The organism is Pseudomonas sp. GV105 (genome assembly GCF_003058185.1).
Lineage (GTDB): Bacteria > Pseudomonadota > Gammaproteobacteria > Pseudomonadales > Pseudomonadaceae > Aquipseudomonas > Aquipseudomonas veronii.
Genome location: NZ_QBUF01000003.1, coordinates 1 through 17,458, shown reverse-complemented (window position 1 = coordinate 17,458; position 17,458 = coordinate 1). Strand labels below are relative to the sequence as shown.

Annotated in this window: 20 protein-coding genes and 1 pseudogene; 9 read left to right on the top strand and 12 right to left on the bottom strand. The window is 60.1% G+C overall.

Annotated elements, in window-relative coordinates:
- Window positions 1–150: 150 nt before the first annotated feature.
- Window positions 151–918, top strand: coding sequence for a methyl-accepting chemotaxis protein (locus C8K66_RS31550; protein WP_370737557.1), 768 nt, complete (start codon window positions 151–153; stop codon window positions 916–918).
- Window positions 919–977: 59 nt separating this feature from the next.
- Here C8K66_RS31550 and C8K66_RS06255 read toward each other — a convergent pair whose 3' ends face one another.
- Window positions 978–1,286, bottom strand: a complete 309-nt coding sequence (locus C8K66_RS06255) for a PepSY domain-containing protein (RefSeq protein WP_017847226.1) — start codon at window positions 1,284–1,286, stop codon at window positions 978–980.
- 87 nt (window positions 1,287–1,373) lie between these two features.
- Window positions 1,374–2,501 carry a glycerophosphodiester phosphodiesterase family protein gene (locus C8K66_RS06250; RefSeq protein WP_017847227.1) on the bottom strand — a complete coding sequence of 376 codons (1,128 nt, stop codon included), beginning with the start codon at window positions 2,499–2,501 and terminating at the stop codon, window positions 1,374–1,376.
- A gap of 233 nt (window positions 2,502–2,734) precedes the next feature.
- Here C8K66_RS06250 and C8K66_RS06245 point away from each other — a divergent pair, with 233 nt between their 5' ends.
- Entirely contained in the window at window positions 2,735–3,058 is a 324-nt protein-coding gene (locus C8K66_RS06245) for a DUF2025 family protein (RefSeq protein ID WP_017847228.1), read from the top strand.
- 58 nt (window positions 3,059–3,116) lie between these two features.
- Here the strand turns inward: C8K66_RS06245 and C8K66_RS06240 are convergent, their stop codons facing one another.
- Window positions 3,117–3,437, bottom strand: a complete 321-nt coding sequence (locus C8K66_RS06240; RefSeq protein WP_017847229.1) for an antibiotic biosynthesis monooxygenase — start codon at window positions 3,435–3,437, stop codon at window positions 3,117–3,119.
- Window positions 3,434–4,141 carry a CTP synthase gene (locus C8K66_RS06235; protein ID WP_046382311.1) on the bottom strand — a complete coding sequence of 236 codons (708 nt, stop codon included), beginning with the start codon at window positions 4,139–4,141 and terminating at the stop codon, window positions 3,434–3,436. Before C8K66_RS06235 ends, C8K66_RS06240 begins: the two co-directional genes overlap by 4 nt.
- A gap of 80 nt (window positions 4,142–4,221) precedes the next feature.
- Here C8K66_RS06235 and C8K66_RS06230 point away from each other — a divergent pair, with 80 nt between their 5' ends.
- A complete protein-coding gene (locus C8K66_RS06230) occupies window positions 4,222–5,103 on the top strand; it encodes a LysR family transcriptional regulator (RefSeq protein WP_108524463.1) in 882 nt (293 codons plus the stop codon).
- A gap of 20 nt (window positions 5,104–5,123) precedes the next feature.
- On the opposite strand, the gene C8K66_RS06225 is transcribed toward C8K66_RS06230, so the two are convergent.
- The 3 genes from C8K66_RS06225 to C8K66_RS06215 all read right to left on the bottom strand — a co-directional run bounded on the left by C8K66_RS06225 (window position 5,124) and on the right by C8K66_RS06215 (window position 7,642).
- Window positions 5,124–5,648 carry a DUF1003 domain-containing protein gene (locus C8K66_RS06225; protein WP_046382313.1) on the bottom strand — a complete coding sequence of 175 codons (525 nt, stop codon included), beginning with the start codon at window positions 5,646–5,648 and terminating at the stop codon, window positions 5,124–5,126.
- 117 nt (window positions 5,649–5,765) lie between these two features.
- On the bottom strand, window positions 5,766–6,824 hold the full coding sequence (locus tag C8K66_RS06220; RefSeq protein WP_046382314.1) for a diguanylate cyclase: 1,059 nt from the start codon (window positions 6,822–6,824) through the stop codon (window positions 5,766–5,768).
- Between the two features lie 191 nt (window positions 6,825–7,015).
- Complete coding sequence (locus C8K66_RS06215) at window positions 7,016–7,642, bottom strand: TetR/AcrR family transcriptional regulator (protein ID WP_108524462.1); 627 nt, start codon at window positions 7,640–7,642, stop codon at window positions 7,016–7,018.
- A 124-nt stretch (window positions 7,643–7,766) separates the two neighbouring features.
- On the opposite strand from C8K66_RS06215, the gene C8K66_RS06210 reads away from it, so the two are divergent.
- The 3 genes from C8K66_RS06210 (at window position 7,767) to C8K66_RS06200 (ending at window position 11,323) form a co-directional block, all read left to right on the top strand.
- Window positions 7,767–8,825, top strand: coding sequence for an MBL fold metallo-hydrolase (locus C8K66_RS06210; protein ID WP_079444556.1), 1,059 nt, complete (start codon window positions 7,767–7,769; stop codon window positions 8,823–8,825).
- Window positions 8,826–9,032: 207 nt separating this feature from the next.
- Entirely contained in the window at window positions 9,033–9,677 is a 645-nt protein-coding gene (locus tag C8K66_RS06205) for a hypothetical protein (RefSeq protein ID WP_256590914.1), read from the top strand.
- Between the two features lie 140 nt (window positions 9,678–9,817).
- Window positions 9,818–11,323, top strand: a complete 1,506-nt coding sequence (locus tag C8K66_RS06200) for an amidase family protein (protein WP_108524460.1) — start codon at window positions 9,818–9,820, stop codon at window positions 11,321–11,323.
- 58 nt (window positions 11,324–11,381) lie between these two features.
- Here the strand turns inward: C8K66_RS06200 and C8K66_RS06195 are convergent, their stop codons facing one another.
- The 4 genes from C8K66_RS06195 to C8K66_RS06175 all read right to left on the bottom strand — a co-directional run bounded on the left by C8K66_RS06195 (window position 11,382) and on the right by C8K66_RS06175 (window position 14,919).
- Entirely contained in the window at window positions 11,382–11,756 is a 375-nt protein-coding gene (locus C8K66_RS06195) for a helix-turn-helix transcriptional regulator (RefSeq protein WP_057004494.1), read from the bottom strand.
- 157 nt (window positions 11,757–11,913) lie between these two features.
- Window positions 11,914–12,867: a hypothetical protein gene (locus tag C8K66_RS06190; protein ID WP_046382318.1), complete on the bottom strand. Its 954-nt coding sequence runs from the start codon at window positions 12,865–12,867 to the stop codon at window positions 11,914–11,916.
- Between the two features lie 116 nt (window positions 12,868–12,983).
- Window positions 12,984–13,628, bottom strand: a complete 645-nt coding sequence (locus C8K66_RS06185) for an HAD-IB family hydrolase (protein WP_017847240.1) — start codon at window positions 13,626–13,628, stop codon at window positions 12,984–12,986.
- Window positions 13,629–13,992: 364 nt separating this feature from the next.
- Entirely contained in the window at window positions 13,993–14,919 is a 927-nt protein-coding gene (locus C8K66_RS06175; RefSeq protein WP_046382319.1) for a LysR family transcriptional regulator, read from the bottom strand.
- Window positions 14,920–15,224: 305 nt separating this feature from the next.
- On the opposite strand from C8K66_RS06175, the gene C8K66_RS06170 reads away from it, so the two are divergent.
- From C8K66_RS06170 to C8K66_RS06160, 3 genes and pseudogenes are all read left to right on the top strand, one after another.
- Window positions 15,225–16,661 carry an NAD-dependent succinate-semialdehyde dehydrogenase gene (locus C8K66_RS06170; protein ID WP_057004493.1) on the top strand — a complete coding sequence of 479 codons (1,437 nt, stop codon included), beginning with the start codon at window positions 15,225–15,227 and terminating at the stop codon, window positions 16,659–16,661.
- Window positions 16,662–16,673: 12 nt separating this feature from the next.
- On the top strand, window positions 16,674–17,006 hold the full coding sequence (locus C8K66_RS06165) for a carboxymuconolactone decarboxylase family protein (RefSeq protein ID WP_017847243.1): 333 nt from the start codon (window positions 16,674–16,676) through the stop codon (window positions 17,004–17,006).
- 29 nt (window positions 17,007–17,035) lie between these two features.
- Window positions 17,036–17,176: pseudogene (locus C8K66_RS06160) on the top strand (zinc-binding dehydrogenase); the annotation flags it as partial.
- Window positions 17,177–17,365: 189 nt separating this feature from the next.
- Here C8K66_RS06160 and C8K66_RS31190 read toward each other — a convergent pair.
- On the bottom strand, window positions 17,366–17,458 hold a 93-nt coding region (locus C8K66_RS31190; protein WP_238347833.1), incomplete at its 5' end, for a hypothetical protein.

Here is a 17,458-nt window from a genome sequence, read left to right as displayed (position 1 = left end):
GTCGCCAGTCGTCGCCAGGACGAACTGGGGCATCTGGCGGAGGCCGCGAACACCTTGCGCGACTTCTTGGCCGAAACCTTCAGCCGCCTGCAGCGCAGTGCCACCGATCTGGTCCACGCCAGCGGTGAGTTGAATTCGATCGCCGGGCAAATGGCGACTGGCACCCACGAACAATTCAACCGTACCGACCAGGTGGCCACGGCCATGACCGAAATGTCGGCCACCGCCCAGGAAGTGGCGCACCACGCCGCCAGTGCGTCCCGCGCGGCCGATGACGCAGACCAATCGGCCCGCGAGGGCGGCGAAGTGATGAAAGTCACCATTGCCACCATCGGCCAGATGCGTACTGAAATCCTCAACACCGGCACCATCATCCGCCGCCTGGAAACCGACAGCGTGCGGATCGGCAAGGTGCTCGAAGTGATTCGCGGGATCGCCGAGCAGACCAACCTGCTGGCGCTCAACGCCGCGATCGAGGCGGCACGGGCGGGCGAGGCGGGGCGCGGGTTTGCGGTGGTGGCCGATGAAGTGCGCAGCCTGGCGCAACGCACGGCGGCGTCGATCATCGAGATCAATCAGATTATCCAGGCGGTGCAAACCGGCGCGGTCGACGCGGCCGAGGCGATTGTCACTGGCCAGTCGTGCAGCGATGACAGCGTGGAAAAAGTCACTCAGGCCGGCGCGATGCTGGCTCACATCACCCAGGCCGTCGAAGCGATTCGCGACATGAACCGCCAGATCGCCACGGCGGCCGAGGAGCAGACGTCGGTGGCCGAGGATATTTCGCGCAATATCACCCAGATCACCACCGTGGCCACCGCCAACCTCGACAACGTGAAGCGCACCGAAGCGGCGAGCCAGAATCTGCGTGGTTTGTCCGGCGAATTGAACGAGGTGACGGCGCGACTGAGCGCTTGATCAAGCGCCCATAAAAAACCGCGCCACCCGAAGGTGGCGCGGTTTTTTCAGGGTTTGACTCAGGTGTCTTGCTTGTCTTCGAGCACGGTGCCGGTCTTGGCGTCGAGTTTCACTTCAAAGCGCTTGCCGGCGGTGTCGGTCAGTTCAACTTCGTAGACCAGGACGCCGCTGTTGTTGTGGTCCAGCTCGGTGTCGGTAATCTGGGCGCCGGCGTGTTTGGCCACGGCGGCGGCGTTGAGCTTGTCGAAAGGCATCACGGCACCGGATTTGAGCAGACCTTCGATATGATCCGGGCGGACATCGGCCTGGGCCAGGCCGGCGGCCAGGGTCAGGGCGGTCGCGGCAAACAGAGCAGTCAAGGTTTTCATGGTGTGTATCCTTTTTCGGTGAGCTGTTTAAGTGGCGCCAGATTAACCGGCGCAACTTAATTCATCCTTAATGGCACACTGACTCGCTCAGTATTTGTGGTCGTTCAGCAGGTCCTGCACGCTGGACGACGGCCAGCGCTTGTAGAACTTCAGCAGTTCGGCGGCGCGGTTGGTGAAGATACCGTCGACGCCGGCGTTCATCACTTTCTCGAAGTCCACAGGTTCATCCACGGTGTAGACGTGTACCAGCAGGCCCTTGTCGTGGGTCAGCTTGTTCATTCCAGGCTTCACCAGGTCGGTGTAGCTCTGGTCGCCAAGGGCGGTCAGCTCCGCCGACGGGCCCGTGCCGATGGCGCCGAGGCTCTTGGCTTCGTCGACCCACTTTTCGAACTCGGCGGCGTCCTTGGGCTCTTGCTTGGCGTAGTAAGCGGCCTTGGTCGCTTCGCCGGATTCGGCGAAGGTTTGCTTGGATTTCGGCTCGATGCTGCCTTCACCCACCCACAGCAGCAGGATTTTCGGGGTGTTGGGCATTTCTTTCTGCAGCTCTTTCAGGCTGGCCGTCTCGAAGGTCTGCAGCACCACGCGCCCTTTGCCCTGGCCGACCCCGGTGTTGCTCTTGCCCAGCTTGGAGCCGGCGGAGCTCAACCAGCCTTTGTCCAGCAGCTTGTTTTTCAGGTCGGCTTCGATGCCCGGGAATTGCTTGGGTTCTTTGGTTTCGATGTACAGGCCCGGTTTGTGCTGCGGGTTGCCTTCGGCGATCTTGATGATGTCGTCCAGGCTGAGGATTTTCAGGCCGACGAAGCCCGGGCGGGCGCGGTCCGGGTAGGCGGCGTTGAACCAACTGCCGGCGTCGAGGGTTTGCAGTTCTTTCCAGGTGAACTCGTTGGCCGGGGCGTCTTTGCGCTCGGGGAACTTGGTGGCCACGTCGGTGGTGCGTTGCAGGTTGTTGTCGTGCAGGGCGAACAGCACGCCGTCCTTGCTGCGCTGCAGGTCCAACTCCAGGTAGTCGGCGCCCAGGTCGCGCGCGACCTTGTAGGCTGCGGCAGTGGACTCGGGGGCGTCGTAGGACGCACCGCGGTGGGCGATCACCGCAGGGTAGGGAATGCCTTCGTTAGTTGCCAATTCAGCCGGGCTGATCGGGTCGGCAGCCTGCGCCTGGCCAAGGCCAAGCATCAGGGCGAGCAGCAAGGCACTCTTGGTGAACGTGACAGGCATATGTGGAGTCCTTTCGTGGAGGGAGCTTTGAGAAGGCTTCCTTTTTAACAATTGATAACGAAAGGCGCTATCACCAAACCGACATTAACGTGTGTGCGCGCCAATTTTCTGGGTTTTTTTTGCGTGGCTTTGCAGTACTCTTGCCGCGAACCGCCCCGTAAGAGGGCAGTACTTTCCGCCACGCGTGTAAACCATCTTTCCAGTCCCTGTGGGACTTTTCAGTGAGGTTTACCATGCGAATCACCTCCGAGCTTATCTGCCAGGCCGCCGACCAGCTTCACGGTTTTGTCGGCCTCAACCGCAAGACCGGCCAGTACATCGTGCGTTTCAGCGAGGACTCCTTCGGTATGGATGTCGCCGATGACGGCATCATCCCCACTGCCGAATTTGTCTGGCTGCCGGCCCCCGAGCACGTCATGACGTTGTCCCGTGAGCGTCTGCAGCTGCTGCTCGATCAGAACATCGACGACCGCATCAACATCACGGAGCCGCTGCGCGTGTACATGCGGCGTGTGGAGATCCCGCAGATCAGTGCGTTGCGCAGTCTCGTCAGCTAGCCTGAGCGGCGTTTTGGCATCGATGAAGATCAACGGCGGGAGGGCTTCTGGCTGCCGTTCAGTTCTGGAATGTGTAGGCCCGCTCCACCTTGCATACGCGGGTGTGAAACGCCGAGTACCAAGTGGAACGCCCCTGCTCGCGCACCGCCCGATGCTCGGCCTGTTGTTTCCAGGCGAGGATGTCGGCTTCGCTGCGCCAGTACGATACGGTGATCCCCAGGCCATCCTCCCGCGCCGACTCAACCCCGAGAAAGCCCGGCTGCTCGCGCGCCAGTTCCAGCATGCGCGTGGCAGCCTCAGCGTAACCGTGGTCACCGGCGGTGCGCAGTGAGCTGAAGATCACTGCGTAGTAAGGCGGAGCGGGGGTGTGGGCAATCATACCGAGGTCTCCTGGCAGGCTTTGAGCAGAGCGATCGCCAGCGGCGGCGTGACGCCCCTGAGGGCGGCGCGTTCGGGTTGGAACAGCGTGGCGACAAAGAACGGATGGTCCAGCAACTCCACCGCGCGCAGGTCGCCGGCCGAGTCGTGGCCGCAGGGGATCAGAGCACCGTCCAGCAGCGCGCTGGCGAAGTCGGGGTTGATGCCGTAGCGGCAGCGATAACCTTCGTGGATATCGCGTGTGCCGTAGGCGTCGGCGATGCGCGTGTAGGCGGCCAGGCGCACGGTGTCGGTGGCTTCCACCAGAGAACAGCTCAGTGGCGCGATCACCGCACGTGGGGCGTTGGGGGCCAGTTCGCCATGTTCGGCATCGGCCCAGCCCAACACATTGCGGGCATATTCCAACACCGCGTGTTGAAAACCGCCGCAGGTGCCGAGGAAAGGGCGCCGCTGCTCGCGGGCAAAACGGATCGCACGCAGTGCGCCGTCGATGTCGCGGTACGGGCTGGCGGGCACGCACCAAAAGCCATCGAAACCCTGCAGCGCGGAGGTGGTGTTGAGGGTGTCGGTCTCCAGCCATTGCGTGCGAACCGTCAGGCCCAAGGCGTCGGCGGCCTGTTGCAGCGCCACGGGAATGGCCTGGTGTGCAATGACATCGGGGTTGTAATCGCCGATCAGGGCGAGGTGCAGCGTGCTGGCGTTCATCTTAGGCATCCCCTGGCTTGTTGTGTCCTGGCGCGCACTATAGATTGGCGTTCACGCAATCAATATTGGCGTTTTCCAACATGTTCAATGCACTCACGCACTATCGAATCGATTACCCCGACCTGTCGCTGATCCTCGCCCTGGTGCGCGGTGGCACCCTGGCGCGGGCCGCCGCGTTGTTGCGGGTGGATGTGTCGACGGTGTTCCGCGCCGTGCGGCGCCTGGAGGCCGCGCTGGGCCAGACGTTGTTTGAAAAAAGCCGCTCCGGTTACCTGCCCACCGGCCTGGCCAGTCATCTGGCGCAACAGGCCGAACGCGCCGAACAAGCCCTGGAAGCGGCGCGGGTCGGCGTCGAGCAAGGCGGTGAAGTGATCAGCGGCACCGTGCGCCTGACCTGCACCGACTCGGTACTGCAAGGCTTATTGTTGCCGGCGCTGGCGCAGTTCATGCCGGATTACCCGGCGCTGACCCTGGAGCTGAGCACCTCCAATGACTTCGCCAACCTCAGCCGCCGCGATGCCGACATCGCCTTGCGCCTGACCCGGACACCGCCGCAGCATCTGGTCGGACGTTGCCTCGGCACCGTGAGGTATCAGGTGTGCGCGAGCACAGATTTTGCGCGGCAGCACGCAGGACGCGAGCTGGCGGAGCTGGCCTGGATCGCACCGGATGATTTCCTGCCCGATCATCCCACCGTCGTCTGGCGCCGCGCGCAGCTGCCGGGTGTGCGTCCCGGCTATCGCTGCAACAGCATGTTGTCGGTCACCGAACTGGTGCGGGCAGGGCTGGGCGTGGCGGCGCTGCCGGATTTCCTGTTGGATGAACACCTGCAACCGCTGGGCCCCGCGTTGGCGGGGCATGACACGGCGCTATGGCTGCTGACGCGCCCCGATTGCCGGGCATTGCGCTCGGTGGTGACGCTGTTTGATCAACTGGGGCGGCATGTCCGACTGAGCCCCTGAGACCGGCGGGCATGGGGTGCTTAAGGTTTTCGCACAAACTGCGCGTGCATTTCACACGTCAGGGTCTCGATGCGCTCGGTCAGTTGCTTGGTCATTTCCGTCAGCCGAGTGTTCTGCTCCAGCAGTTCCAGCAGCTGTTTGCTGGTGTTCTGCGCCTCGGCCTGGCGCTCGGCATTGGCGACGGCCAGCGCTTCACGGTGCTGCGCGTCGGCGTCGGACTGGGCTTTGTCGCGCGCGGCCTGGCGTGTCTGGGCCAGCAGAATCAGCGGCGCCGCGTAGGCCGCTTGCAGGCTGAAGGCCAGGTTGAGCAGGATGAACGGGTAGACGTCGAAGTGCGTGATGCCGCTGACGTTGAGCGCAATCCACACGGCCACGATCAAGGTTTGCGCACCGAGGAACATCGGCGTGCCGAAGAAGCGTGCGAAAGCCTCGGCCTTGAGGGCGAAGGTGTCGTTGCCAAAGGTCGGCGCCAGGTGCGCGTGGCGTCGATGGAAACGTAGATGATCGACGGGGACGGCTTTGGGGTTGTCGGGGGTTGGGCTCATGGCAAACTCGGGTCATCAATGTTTAAGACAGGCGGCCACTATAGCCTTGGCGACCTGTCTTACGCATGAATAACCCGAGGACGACCTGGGGTGCCTACGAGATGCCGTATGACCGCCTCAGGCGGAATGGGCGACCGCGTAGTTACTCGCATTGACCCGGTTGCGCCCGGTGTCCTTGGCGGCGTACAGCGCGCGATCCGCCGCGTTCAGCCAGGTGGCGGCATCGGTGAAGATCCGTTGGAAATCGGCGAGGCCGATGCTCAGGCTCACGCGCAACTCGGGGATCTGCGGGTTGCGATAATTACTGAAGTTTTCGCGGATACGCTCCATCACCCGTGCTGCTTCTTCCAAGGGCATTTGCGGAAGAATCACACAGAACTCATCGCCCCCGTAGCGTCCGGCCAGATCGTTTTCGCGCAGGTTGCGCCGTATCTCCAGGCTCAGTTGGCGCAGTACGGCATCGCCGACGATATGGCCGTGAGTGTCATTGATTTGTTTGAAGTGATCGATATCGATCAGCGCGATGGTGGCGTGGCTTTGCTGTTGCCGGCACTTGTGGAACTTGAGGTGCAGCAGATCTTTCCAGGAACCGTGGTTGAGCAGGCCGGTGAGGCTGTCGGTGCGGCTCAGGGCGCTGAGGGCGCGTTTGTGTTCCGACAGTTTGATCGCCAACTCGTAGCAGACCATGCCGATGGCCATGGGGTACAACGTCAACATCGGCAGGCAGGTGTAGACCTGCAGCAGGCTGACGTCGGGGTTGAACCGCACGCCGAACAGCGCCCATGCCACCCCGATCCCCACCCCTTGCGCGAGCAAACCGCGCAGGAACAGGCGCTTGCCGCCGGCGGCGAAGTTGTTCATGGTCATCATCGAGAGGATGGTCACGGCCGTCAGCGGCGTGAACTGGGCAGCGGCGGCCCAGAAACCACCGCACAACGAGTCATACAAAATGTTGCGCTGTTCGGCGTGGTAGGGGAAGGGTGAGCGGATTGACAGTTGGTACGCCACATGTGCCCACGCCAACCCATTGAACAGCAGGAACGCCCACACCCAGCCCGGCATCGCGAGCGGGTACAAGCCGCCGATGACACTGATGCAGCCGATACCCAGGCCGATGATCCTTGGCTTGTAAATACGCCTGGCAAATGAAAGCCCTTTGCCTCGTCTGTTTTCCATAGATTCCCAGGTCAGCTCTTTTTCACAGATTCAGCCGCGCGCGTGTGCAGGGATAACCGTTGATCGGATAATGTGTGTGAATATTGTCGATTATTCATGTAGGAATAATCAGTGTCCTTCCAGGCCATTCGCGCAAAACAGAGGGCAAATAGGCCAAAAACGACCAGGTATGTCGCGTCTGCAACGGTCGTTTACTGCGGGCGGCGAGTATCGGCGTCGTAGCAGGCCAGAAACATATCGATTGCCGACTCGATCACGCGGGCTTGGTCGGCGGCGTCGAGGGTGGGTTGGCCGAGGGTGATCTGCGGCCAGAAGGCGAACGCCTTGAGCAGGCTTTGAATCTGGTGCGCGGCGAAGGCCGGGTCGGCACACGTGAGCCGGCCGTCTTCCTGGGCGGCGCGCACCCATTGAGTGAAACCTTCTTCGCGCATGCTCAAGCGGTTGACCATGTCCTGGGCGCGTTCCGGCGAGTGAATGGTGGCGGCGATGGCGACCCGGGCCAGGTCGAGGAAGTTAACGTCCGACATCATCTTCATCTTCGCTTCCAGCAACCCGCGCAGTTGTTCACGCAACGGGCGGTCGCCGGCGTAGCTCACGTCGAGTTGCGCGACGCTGCTGGCCCAGAGTTGGTTGAGAATTTCGGCGAACAACTCTTCTTTGCTGGGGAAGTGGTTGTACACCGTGCGCTTGGAAACGCCAGCGGTGGCGGCGATCCTGTCCATGCTGGTGACCTCGAACCCATTGACCCGAAACTCTGCGATGGCGGCGGCCAGGATGGCTTCGCGTTTGCGTTGGGTGAGGCGTTGAGGCGCAGTCATGAACAGTGATCGACTCTAAAAGGAAAATTACACTCGGTAGTTTACTTGCTCCGGGTTTTGTTGCAATCTTGAAACTACACTGTGCAGTGTAATTCCATGAGCGGTCCGTAGGAGTCACCTTGTAATGGCCACGATTTCAACCCGTCTCGATCCCTCGCCTGTGGTACGCAAAGCTGCCGAACAGGAGCAAGGCACCTTCAGTAACCATGCTCCCGTACAGCGCGCCGGCTTCGGCAGAACCTTGCGCATTTTCTGGAAGATGCTGTTTCACAAGCCGCGCAGCACGCGGCCGGTGGGGGAGATTCCGGTACATTCGCTGACCCGCGAACAGCTGTCGGCCGCCCCCGACCACAGTGTGTTCCGCCTGGGGCATTCCACCGTGCTGCTGAAAATGCGCGGCAAATTCTGGCTGACCGACCCGGTATTCGCCGAGCGCGCTTCGCCGTTCAGTTGGGCCGGCCCCAAGCGATTCCATGCCCCGCCGATCAGTCTCGAAGACCTGCCGCCGTTGGAAGCGGTGATTCTTTCCCACAACCATTACGACCATCTCGACCGCAAGGCCGTCATCCAACTGGCCGACAAGACCCGCTACTTCCTTGCGCCGCTGGGCGTCGGCGACATCCTGGTGAAGTGGGGTGTGGACGCCGGCCAAGTGCGGCAGTTGGATTGGTGGCAGGGCAGCGAAGTCGATGGCATTCATTTTGTCGCCACTCCCGCGCAGCATTTTTCCGGGCGTGGTTTGTTTGATAGCAACCAGACGCTGTGGTGTTCCTGGGTGATGATCGATGGCGCGCGTCGCGTATTTTTCAGCGGCGACACCGGTTATTTCGACGGTTTCAAACGCATCGGCGAACAGTACGGGCCGTTTGATCTGACGCTGATGGAAACCGGTGCTTACAACGTCGACTGGCCCCATGTACACATGCAACCGGAGCAAACCCTGCAGGCGCACATCGACCTCAAAGGTCGCTGGCTGCTGCCGATTCACAATGGCACCTTCGACCTGGCCTTCCATGCCTGGCACGAGCCTTTCGACCGTATCATGGCGTTGGCGTGGGAGCGTAACGTGTCGATTACCACACCGGCCATGGGGCAGGCGTTCAGTTTGAGCCAGCCCGCGCGAGGTGTCGCGTGGTGGTTGGAGGTGGAGGTTCAGAGCGGTAAGGAAGCGCTTGTGAACTGACGGTTGGGAAAAACGGAAAAAAAGGAATTTTCAAGGTGTTGCAGGCCTACGACAAACGCCAGATGAGAGTGCGATGATCTCGGGAAGGTCAATTTCCGGGAGTCGGCTCTGATGGACAATAAATGTGGGAAGTCTTTGCTATCGCCTATGTCTTGTCGGCGGGAAGCGTTTTTACCCCCCTCTGCGGAACCGGTTTGTTTGGCGCAGGTGCCCTCCAACGCTCACATCGAAACGGGGACCACGACGGCACTGGGTATCGGCTACGTCCCCGATGCACATCTTGGTGCCGGCGTTGTAATCCCTGGCTATAACGTGCCGGCCCTGCCTCTGAAACCTGTGCGCGACCCCGCGCTGTCATTGATCGCCTTGAGTGGTGTCGAGCCCACTGAATCGGGCAAGGTGGAAGCTGCCTTGGTGCAACACTCCAGCAATTGCGCCGTCCCCTACACGTTGGCGGGCACTCGCGTGGGGTTCGCCGACCGCCTTGTGCGTGGCAATGATCAGGAGCCGATTGAACACAGCGCATCCTTCCTGGAAGCGTTGGGCTTCCTGCGTCAGGCCGGTGCCCAACTGGTGGCGGTGCCGGCAGAGCGGGCTGATGACGGCCTGCGCTTCACCCTGCATTCGCGCAATGAAATCGATGAGCGTGTGAGTGAGCATCGGCTGGATGCGCTGGTGTCCGAGAGCCATAGCGCTGCATTCCATGCCGCGTGCTGGAGTGGCTACCCGAGCCTTGGTGAGCCGCTGGGGGACGGGGCGACGCTGTGGTTCTATGGCGCACAGTGGTCGAAAGACTCGTTGAAGGTGCTGGTGCAGGGCTATCGCAACGCCCGTGGCCTGACTAATGGGTAGGCAAAGCTACCAACTGCGCTGAACAATCCCACGGTTTGAACAACCTGCGTCGCGCAGCCTGGAAGGAGGGGGGTTTTTAGACTGGTGTACGGATCAATGTGGGTCCTTCATCACTTCTTACGCCTTCCGGGAGGTGCTTCATGTTGGGTATTGGTTATGGCATGGGTGTGTTTGTTCACCAGGTGCAGCGAGTGCTGCCTGCGCAGTCTTCATCGGGGGCTTCAGCGCCGGTTCCCCCGGGAACGGAATACGCCAGTGTGCGTGAGCTCGGCGAGCAAATGGCCCGACCGGGTGGGCTCACTTCGGCGAATCTGGTCAGTTACCTGCAGGAGCGCATTCATAAGCTGGACCCCAAATTGAGTTCGATCATTGAACTGAACCCCGAGGCCTTGCAGATCGCCCGCGAGCTCGATCTGGAGCGCGCCAATGGCAAGGTGCGTGGCCCGCTGCATGGCATTCCCGTGTTACTCAAGGACACTATCGAGACGGGAGATACCCAGCAAACCAGCGCTGGCGCCTTTGGCTTGGTGGGCAGTGCGGCGCCCAAGGATGCCTTCATCGTCGAGCGCTTGCGCGAGCAGGGGGCCGTGATCCTGGGTAAAACCAACTTGACTGAACTGGCGGGCTTTCGCGGTGGCCCCGATGGTTCGAGTGGGCGGGGCGGGCAGACGCGTAACCCGCATCAAGCGGGCGCAGAGGTGGGTGGTTCGAGTTCGGGGTCGGCCGCCGCGGTCGCCGCAGGCTTCGCCCCCTTGGCGGTGGGCACCGAGACCAATGGTTCGATCATCGTGCCGGCGGCGTTCAACGGGGTGGTCGGTTTCAAGCCCGGCGTGGGTTTGTTGAGCCGCAGCGGCATCATTCCAGCCAGCCATCGGCAGGACACGCCGGGCCCGATGACGCGTTCGGTGTTTGATGCTGCGTTGATGCTTAACGCGATGTCGGGCAGGGACCCTCATGATGCCGCCAGTGTGGATGCGCCCCAAGGGATTGATTACACCGCGTTGCTCAAACCCGGTGCGTTGCAGGACAAACGTATCGGCTATCCCGTGACCTTTTCCGCGAATGGCGAAAGCTTACCGGTGGACAACAGTCCGCAATTTCGCAAGACGCTTGAAGTGCTTCGCGCGCAAGGCGCGGTTCTGGTGCCGGTCGATATGCGCTTGGCCGACGCATCACGCTATGGCGAACTCTTGTACGCCGATGTGAAGGATGAATTGAACGACTACCTGGCCAAGCGCGAGGGGTTGCCGGTCAAGTCGGTGTCCGAGTTGATCGCATTCAATGAAAAGCGCGATGGCACCGACACCGATCACCAACCGACACTCAAGGAGATCAACGCGTCCACCCTCACAGCCGATGAGCGCCAGCCGTTATGGGACGCAATGATCGAGGATTTTCGTGGCACGGTGGATGAACTGATCACGCAGGAAAACCTCGACGTCATGGTGTCGGACTTTGATACGAACAGCTACTTCGCGGTTGCGGTGGCCGGCTACCCAGGGATCAGCGTGCCATCCGGGAAGAATGAGGACGGCGTGCCGACCAGTGCGTACTTCTTTGGTGCCCGTGGGTCTGAACCCACACTGCTTGCTGTGGGCCATGGCTATGAGCAGGCGGCACAGAAGGTCGCCAAGCCCAGCCTCTAAGCCGTCAGGCAATGTTCACACCCTGGCGTGGCCAACGTTGGGGTTCGCACTCAGCGCCTTACTGCGCCTGCGGGGTTGGTGAATCAATTGACGTCGCTGTTGAACCCATCAATCGAGACAGGATGTTTTGTGCAGCGGGTTCCGTTGCGGCGGCTCCCAACTTGCGCGCACGCATCCCCCAGCCAGGCGCAAACCCTGGGAAAAACGCCAACCCCTCGGCTTCCAGGCGAAACGCCAGGGTCAGGCGCACGTCGTCCTCCACGGTGCCCTGGGTTTCAAACCGTTGAATCGCATCCACCGTCACACCGGCCTGGCGCGACAGCTCTTCGCGGCTCCAGCCGAGCATGACGCGGGCCTGCACGCTGTGCTTGGCGGTGAATTGATGCAGGACGATCTGCTGTTCTACGAAAGAGCTCATTGCCAGAGAGGACATGGGGTGTCTCCAGGGTTCGACGGGGAGGACAAACTATACTGTGTTTTTGTACAGTTGTTTTGACCGCTCATCAACTGGAATGTTCTCCGGCGCCGACACCGTTCTATTTTGAGGCTTGCACGAGGGTATTCGTGTGCGAGGTCGGGCACGGTCTCGGCTAACCCGCCTCAGCCGCCGGCACTTCGCGAATAATCAAATGATCCAGATTCTCGATGTCGGCGCTGAACACCCCAAACGTCTGCTCGGGGTTTTTCTTGCTGGGCACCTGTCTAAGTGCCGGCGTCACCCCGTAAAAGAAGCAATATAACGGCCGTGCGCTGCTGGCCGCGGCCTTGATCTGCTCGAGGAACGCTGTGCGCTTGCGGTAATTCTCGATGAGTTTCTTGCTCAGGTAGACGTTGACCGAGTAGGGCTTCTTGTCGAGCCAAACCTTCTTTTCGAAGTCGATGCGAAAGCTGCTGGTGTAGTCCTTGATCGCTTTGATCCGGCCCCAGTAGATCAGGCCCTGATTGTCCTGCAGGTACTCGATCTTCTTGAAAAACGTCCAGTACGTCGCGGTATGGTCGCCGATCTTCAAGGGCATCGCCTTGAGCTTGTCCTTGTCGTCGAGGTTCGACACATAACATTCCACCGGGTGTGCGAACACGCTGGTTTTATCCGGGGTGGTGTCGTTGGCGCCGACAGACGCGCTGGTGCGGGTTGAAGGCGGCTTCGCCGGGGCTTGTGGGACTTGCCCGTCAGTGCCGGCCTGCGGGGTTTTACGCGGGTAGGTGCGCCGGGTCAGGACGAATTCCGATGGGAAGTGTTCCTCGCGCTCGTCCTCACTTTCGCCCGTGGCAGGCTTGTGGCTGCTGGCGTAACGGCAACCCTCGATGTGCCGGGTGCCTGGGGTGTTCTTGAAATGCGGGGTGCGTCGGTAGTTGACGTTTTTTGCGTTGAATGTGCTCAACACATTGCCTGCGTCAAAGGCCGCGCGACATGTGTCGTTGGGGCAGAGGAAACGGTCCGTGTCGGAGTCGTAGGCGTCGGTTTCGTCGAAATTCAACTCTCGCACGTCGTAGATCGACAGCTTGTCGTCGAGACTCAGGCTGTAGGCCGTGTCGAATTTCATGGGCTCGGGTCCGTGAGAGGTTTGGCTATTGATAGCCGGATATTACGCAGATGTCGCTAGGAAACCGCAACCTCGCGTATCCCAGCGAGGCTGCGATGGCATCCCCACCGCCCCTATCAGCGCTGCAACCTGGCCTGCTGCTTCTTCCCATGAAAATGCCGAAAATGCGCGTCCTGCGCCGCCGCCAACAACTCCCGATCCCCACGCGTATCGCCCCAGGCCCTGAGCCGATACTCCCCCAGGTCGCCATACACCGCTTCAAGTCGCAGCACCTTGTTCTCGCACCGGCAGTTGTTCCCGGTGAGCTTGCCGGTCAACACGCCGTCGACGACCTCAAGTTCGGTCCCGATCAACTTGATCCCAAGCCGATCGGCAAACGGCTGCAACACCAACGCCGGCGACGCCGAACACAACGTCACCACCGCCCCCGAGCCCAGCTCCTGCTCCACCGACAACACCCCCGCCGGCCGCATCAACCGCGCCCAACTGCGCTGGCAGTACTCCTCGGCCTTCTGCTGCACCCACGCCTTCTCCACCCCGGTCATAAAGGTGCGGATCAACTGCGCCTTCAACTCGTCCCGGCTGATCTGCCGCACCAGAAACCGCAGCCCAGGCACCGCCAGCTTGACCATCCGGCCATAGAACTCGCCGGCGCCAAAGGCAAACTTGAGGAAGGGCACGAAACTGTCGTGATGGGTCAGGGTGCCGTCGAAGTCAAAGACGGAAAGTACTTTGGCATCCACGGGGCCGGCTTCGAGCATATCTGGGTTCACGGGGTGGCCTCGGTCCTGGCTAGTATTGATTGAGAATGCATCAGCTGTGACCGCAAGAGTTTACTCCTGTATCAATCGGCCGATTGTCGAGTAGAGCCCGGCAGTGAATTCATCCCGGTCATTCGAGCGGTGACAGCGCTGATAGCAATTGGCGGACAAGGCTACAGCATTGGTGATGCGATCCGAACCCTTCGTGATGGACTGCAAAAAATGGCAAAACAAACACTTCAAGTGGTATGACCGAACCTTAGCCCGCCTGATGGTCTTTAGCGTCTTCTGTTTCGAAATGCCTCGAAATGAGGAAGACACCCATCCTGATACAGCCTCCCCGTCGGGCCTTGGTTGGCGTCCTTCAAGCGATGAGCTCCTGAGCGGTCATCATCAGCTCAGTACCGACCCGATTTTTTAACGTATCGATGAATCGAGTAACTTTTGCATCGATGAACTGACGTGATGTGTAGACGGCGTAAACATTACGCTCGTAGGTATGGTACTCGGGCAAAACACGCACGAGCCTGCCTGAACGCAAGTCCTCAATGGCTGAAAAACCGGCCAGCAAACCTATGCCTGCTCCTTCTCGAATGGCGACTGCCATTGCGTCCATATCATTGACGCTGAAACTCGGGCCCTTGGGGGTAAATAGCGCATCCCCGGTCTTGCTCTTTAATTGCCATTCATCCCGCACATAATCGACGGTGCCCAATAGCAAACACTGATGATCGCTGAGATCTTCTGGCGTTACAGGGGCAGCGTGTTGCTCCAGATATGCTGGAGACGCCACCAGCACACAATGGCTGATGCCGATCTTTTGGCTGACATACGCTGAATCTGGCAGCGTTCGGGCAATCAGAATCGAGACGTCCAGTTGGTCTTCCAGGAGGTTAGGCATTCGCTGAGAAAGCATTAAGTCCACGGTGACATCGGGGAATTCCCGGCGGTAATCCAGCACGGCCGAAGTAACCAACTGCCGTGCTAGCCCCGGCACACAATGCACACGCAACGTCCCCCTGGGTTTCAACGCGGCGTTGCTCGCTTCGGCTTCTGCATTTTCAAGGTCTGCCAGAATTTTGGTACAGCGCTCATAAAAGCGCCGGCCAGCGTCTGTCACCGAAAGGCGGCGGGTCGAGCGCTGTAACAGGCGGGCGTCGAGCACGTTTTCAAGCGCGGAAACCGCACGCGAGACATTGCCGACCGTAGAGTCCAGATGGTTAGCCACCGCAGTAAAACTGCCCATCTCAACAACTTTGACGTACACGGACATGTTCGTAAGCTTATCCATCCAACTCTACCTGTCGATCTGATTGCAAACGTTCTTCACTGCAGAAGTCCCCACCCCAAAAAACAATCAAGCCTGGAGCGACGAGCCAGGTTGTCATTGCCGCATGACGTGGGCGGTATTTGCAGATGCTACACACTCCTGGCGGTGCTCGATATTACCTCCAGGCACAACAATGATTCCCTTCTGGTCGGCTAAATCAAACGGTTCGTACTCCATAGACTTGGTTGCACAGGGCGCCTGAACACGGCAACCCAGGCGCTGAGTCTTGTACGAACTTGTTGATAAACCAACCGAAGGGCAACCTCATGAACACGTCTTACGACCCGCTTTATCTCTTTATCGGTGGTGAATGGATCAGTGCCGAAGGACGCGCGACCGCCGCTGTCGTCAACCCCGCAACCGCACGTGAGATCGGGCGTGTTCCACTCGCCACCGCAGGCGACCTCAATCACGCGCTCGAAGTGACTCAACAGAGCTTTGAACAATGGCGCCAGACCGTACCCGACAAGCGCGCAAAAATTCTCAAACGCGCTGCCGATCTCATCCTGGAACGGGCCCCACACATCGCCGAGCAAATGACGCTGGAAGAAGGCAAACCGCTTGCGGAAAGCCTGGATGAGGTCACGCGTGCGGCTGAGTACTTCGAGTGGTTTGCCGAAAGCGCGCGCCGTATCGATGGGCGTGTAGTTCCGGCCAATCGTCCCGGTGTGCTGCAAATGGTAAAACGCCAAGCCATCGGCCCTGTCGCTGCGTTCACGCCCTGGAATTTCCCGGCCATTACACCCGCCCGCAAGCTCTCGGCAGCCTTGGCCGCAGGTTGCAGTGTCATCCTCAAGCCAGGGGAAGAAAGCCCCTCCACCGCGCTGGCCCTGGCGCGTGCTCTCGACGATGCAGGATTGCCTAAAGGCGTGTTGCAAGTGGTCTTTGGTGTGCCGGACCAAGTTTCCAGCCACCTGATCGCTTCTCCCATCATTCGCAAGGTGACCTTTACCGGTTCGGTCCCCATCGGTCGGCTGCTATCCGCTCGTGCTGCCGAGGGCGTCAAGCCCATCACCCTTGAACTGGGAGGACACGGGCCGGTGCTGGTATTCGATGACGCAGAAATCGAAAAAGCAGCCGTCGAAGGCGTTGCCAATCGGTTCCGCGGGACTGGCCAAGTCTGCATCTCGTCAACGCGCTTTCTGATTCAGCGTGGCGTCTATGAAACGTTTGTTGAGCACTTTGTGACGGCCACCCTCGCGTTGAACATTGGCGATGGCCTGACGCCCGGCACCCAGGTTGGGCCGCTCGCCAATCCACGGCAGTTGGCCAAGATGGAAGAGCTGGTGGCAGATGCCGTTGCCAAAGGCGCACGCGTGTTGGCCGGTGGTAAACGCCTGGAATGCAGCGGCTACTTTTTTGAGCCCACCGTGTTGGCGGATGTGCCTATGCATGCCCGAGTCATGCATGAAGAACCGTTCGGGCCTATCGCCGTGCTGATGCCATTCGATCACTTGGCTGATGGTTTGAAGGAGGCCAATCGTCTGCCTTACGGGCTTTCAGCCTACGCGTTCACGTCGAGTGCTCGAACGGCCATTGACGTCGCTGACGGGTTAGAGGCCGGGATGATCGGGATCAACCAATACCGCATCGTCGCCACAGAGCTTCCCTTCGGCGGCATGAAAGAAAGCGGCCACGGTTCGGAAGGTGGCATTGAAGGCATCGAGCACTACCTCACCCACAAATTCATCAGCCAGGTTTAAGGAGACAGCATCATGTCCAATCTCAACTTCAGCAGTCCTCGTGAAGCGGCCCGGGCGTTTACCCCAAAGCTGTCGCAATTCGTTGATTCGACGCTGTATCCGCAGATCTGGAGCGATCCGGCATTGTCCCCACGCGACCGCAGTCTGATCACAGTGGCCGCATTGATTGCCGGTGGTCACTCTGAAGAGTTGCCCGCGCATCTGCGACGGGCGCTGAGTAACGGGGTGACCCATGACGAAATCGCCGCCGCGATCACTCACCTGGCGTTCTACGTAGGCTTTCCAGGCGCCATTACCGCCTCTGCTATCGCTAATGCCACGTTTACCGAACCGGAGAAAAACTGATCATGCATGCCGCGGCTATTCCCGAGGGCTTCGATGGCGCTGGAAGTTTGGAGCCGGTCGTCGACAGTACTTTCCCGCTGTCACACGCGGCCGATGCCCATCGCCGAATGGAGTCGTCTGAAAACGTTGGAAAAATCATCCTGACGATGCAGCCTGCGGACTTGGTTTAAGTGCGAGGGCCAAAGGGGGTGGCATAGAGGCTTCGTTGGCACAAATACGCGGGCACCGTCACCCTTGATGCTGGCGTTCTGATGGGGATTTGGCCGGATTACAGGTAATCCATCTGCTGTTCCAAATCACTGAGTTTTTTACAAAAAAAGAGCTGCCAATGGGCAGCTCCTTTGTACCGTCCGTTAAAATCAATCCCAGCTCAACGCACCGCCAGTCTGGTACTCGATCACACGGGTCTCAAAGAAATTCTTCTCTTTCTTCAAGTCCATGATCTCGCTCAT

Coding starts and splice junctions, on each gene's coding strand:
- C8K66_RS06190 (WP_046382318.1), bottom strand. CDS start 12,867: ATGAAATTCGACACGGCCTACAGCCTGAGTCTCGACGACAAGCTGTCG.
- C8K66_RS31550 (WP_370737557.1), top strand. CDS start 151: ATGGCGACTGGCACCCACGAACAATTCAACCGTACCGACCAGGTGGCC.
- C8K66_RS06255 (WP_017847226.1), bottom strand. CDS start 1,286: ATGAAAACCTTGACTGCTCTGTTTGCCGCGACCGCCCTGACCCTGGCC.
- C8K66_RS06210 (WP_079444556.1), top strand. CDS start 7,767: ATGGCCACGATTTCAACCCGTCTCGATCCCTCGCCTGTGGTACGCAAA.
- C8K66_RS06250 (WP_017847227.1), bottom strand. CDS start 2,501: ATGCCTGTCACGTTCACCAAGAGTGCCTTGCTGCTCGCCCTGATGCTT.
- C8K66_RS06235 (WP_046382311.1), bottom strand. CDS start 4,141: ATGAACGCCAGCACGCTGCACCTCGCCCTGATCGGCGATTACAACCCC.
- C8K66_RS06170 (WP_057004493.1), top strand. CDS start 15,225: ATGAACACGTCTTACGACCCGCTTTATCTCTTTATCGGTGGTGAATGG.
- C8K66_RS06240 (WP_017847229.1), bottom strand. CDS start 3,437: ATGATTGCCCACACCCCCGCTCCGCCTTACTACGCAGTGATCTTCAGC.
- C8K66_RS06215 (WP_108524462.1), bottom strand. CDS start 7,642: ATGACTGCGCCTCAACGCCTCACCCAACGCAAACGCGAAGCCATCCTG.
- C8K66_RS06245 (WP_017847228.1), top strand. CDS start 2,735: ATGCGAATCACCTCCGAGCTTATCTGCCAGGCCGCCGACCAGCTTCAC.
- C8K66_RS06200 (WP_108524460.1), top strand. CDS start 9,818: ATGTTGGGTATTGGTTATGGCATGGGTGTGTTTGTTCACCAGGTGCAG.
- C8K66_RS06165 (WP_017847243.1), top strand. CDS start 16,674: ATGTCCAATCTCAACTTCAGCAGTCCTCGTGAAGCGGCCCGGGCGTTT.
- C8K66_RS06230 (WP_108524463.1), top strand. CDS start 4,222: ATGTTCAATGCACTCACGCACTATCGAATCGATTACCCCGACCTGTCG.
- C8K66_RS06225 (WP_046382313.1), bottom strand. CDS start 5,648: ATGAGCCCAACCCCCGACAACCCCAAAGCCGTCCCCGTCGATCATCTA.
- C8K66_RS06220 (WP_046382314.1), bottom strand. CDS start 6,824: ATGGAAAACAGACGAGGCAAAGGGCTTTCATTTGCCAGGCGTATTTAC.
- C8K66_RS06175 (WP_046382319.1), bottom strand. CDS start 14,919: ATGGATAAGCTTACGAACATGTCCGTGTACGTCAAAGTTGTTGAGATG.
- C8K66_RS06195 (WP_057004494.1), bottom strand. CDS start 11,756: ATGTCCTCTCTGGCAATGAGCTCTTTCGTAGAACAGCAGATCGTCCTG.
- C8K66_RS06185 (WP_017847240.1), bottom strand. CDS start 13,628: ATGCTCGAAGCCGGCCCCGTGGATGCCAAAGTACTTTCCGTCTTTGAC.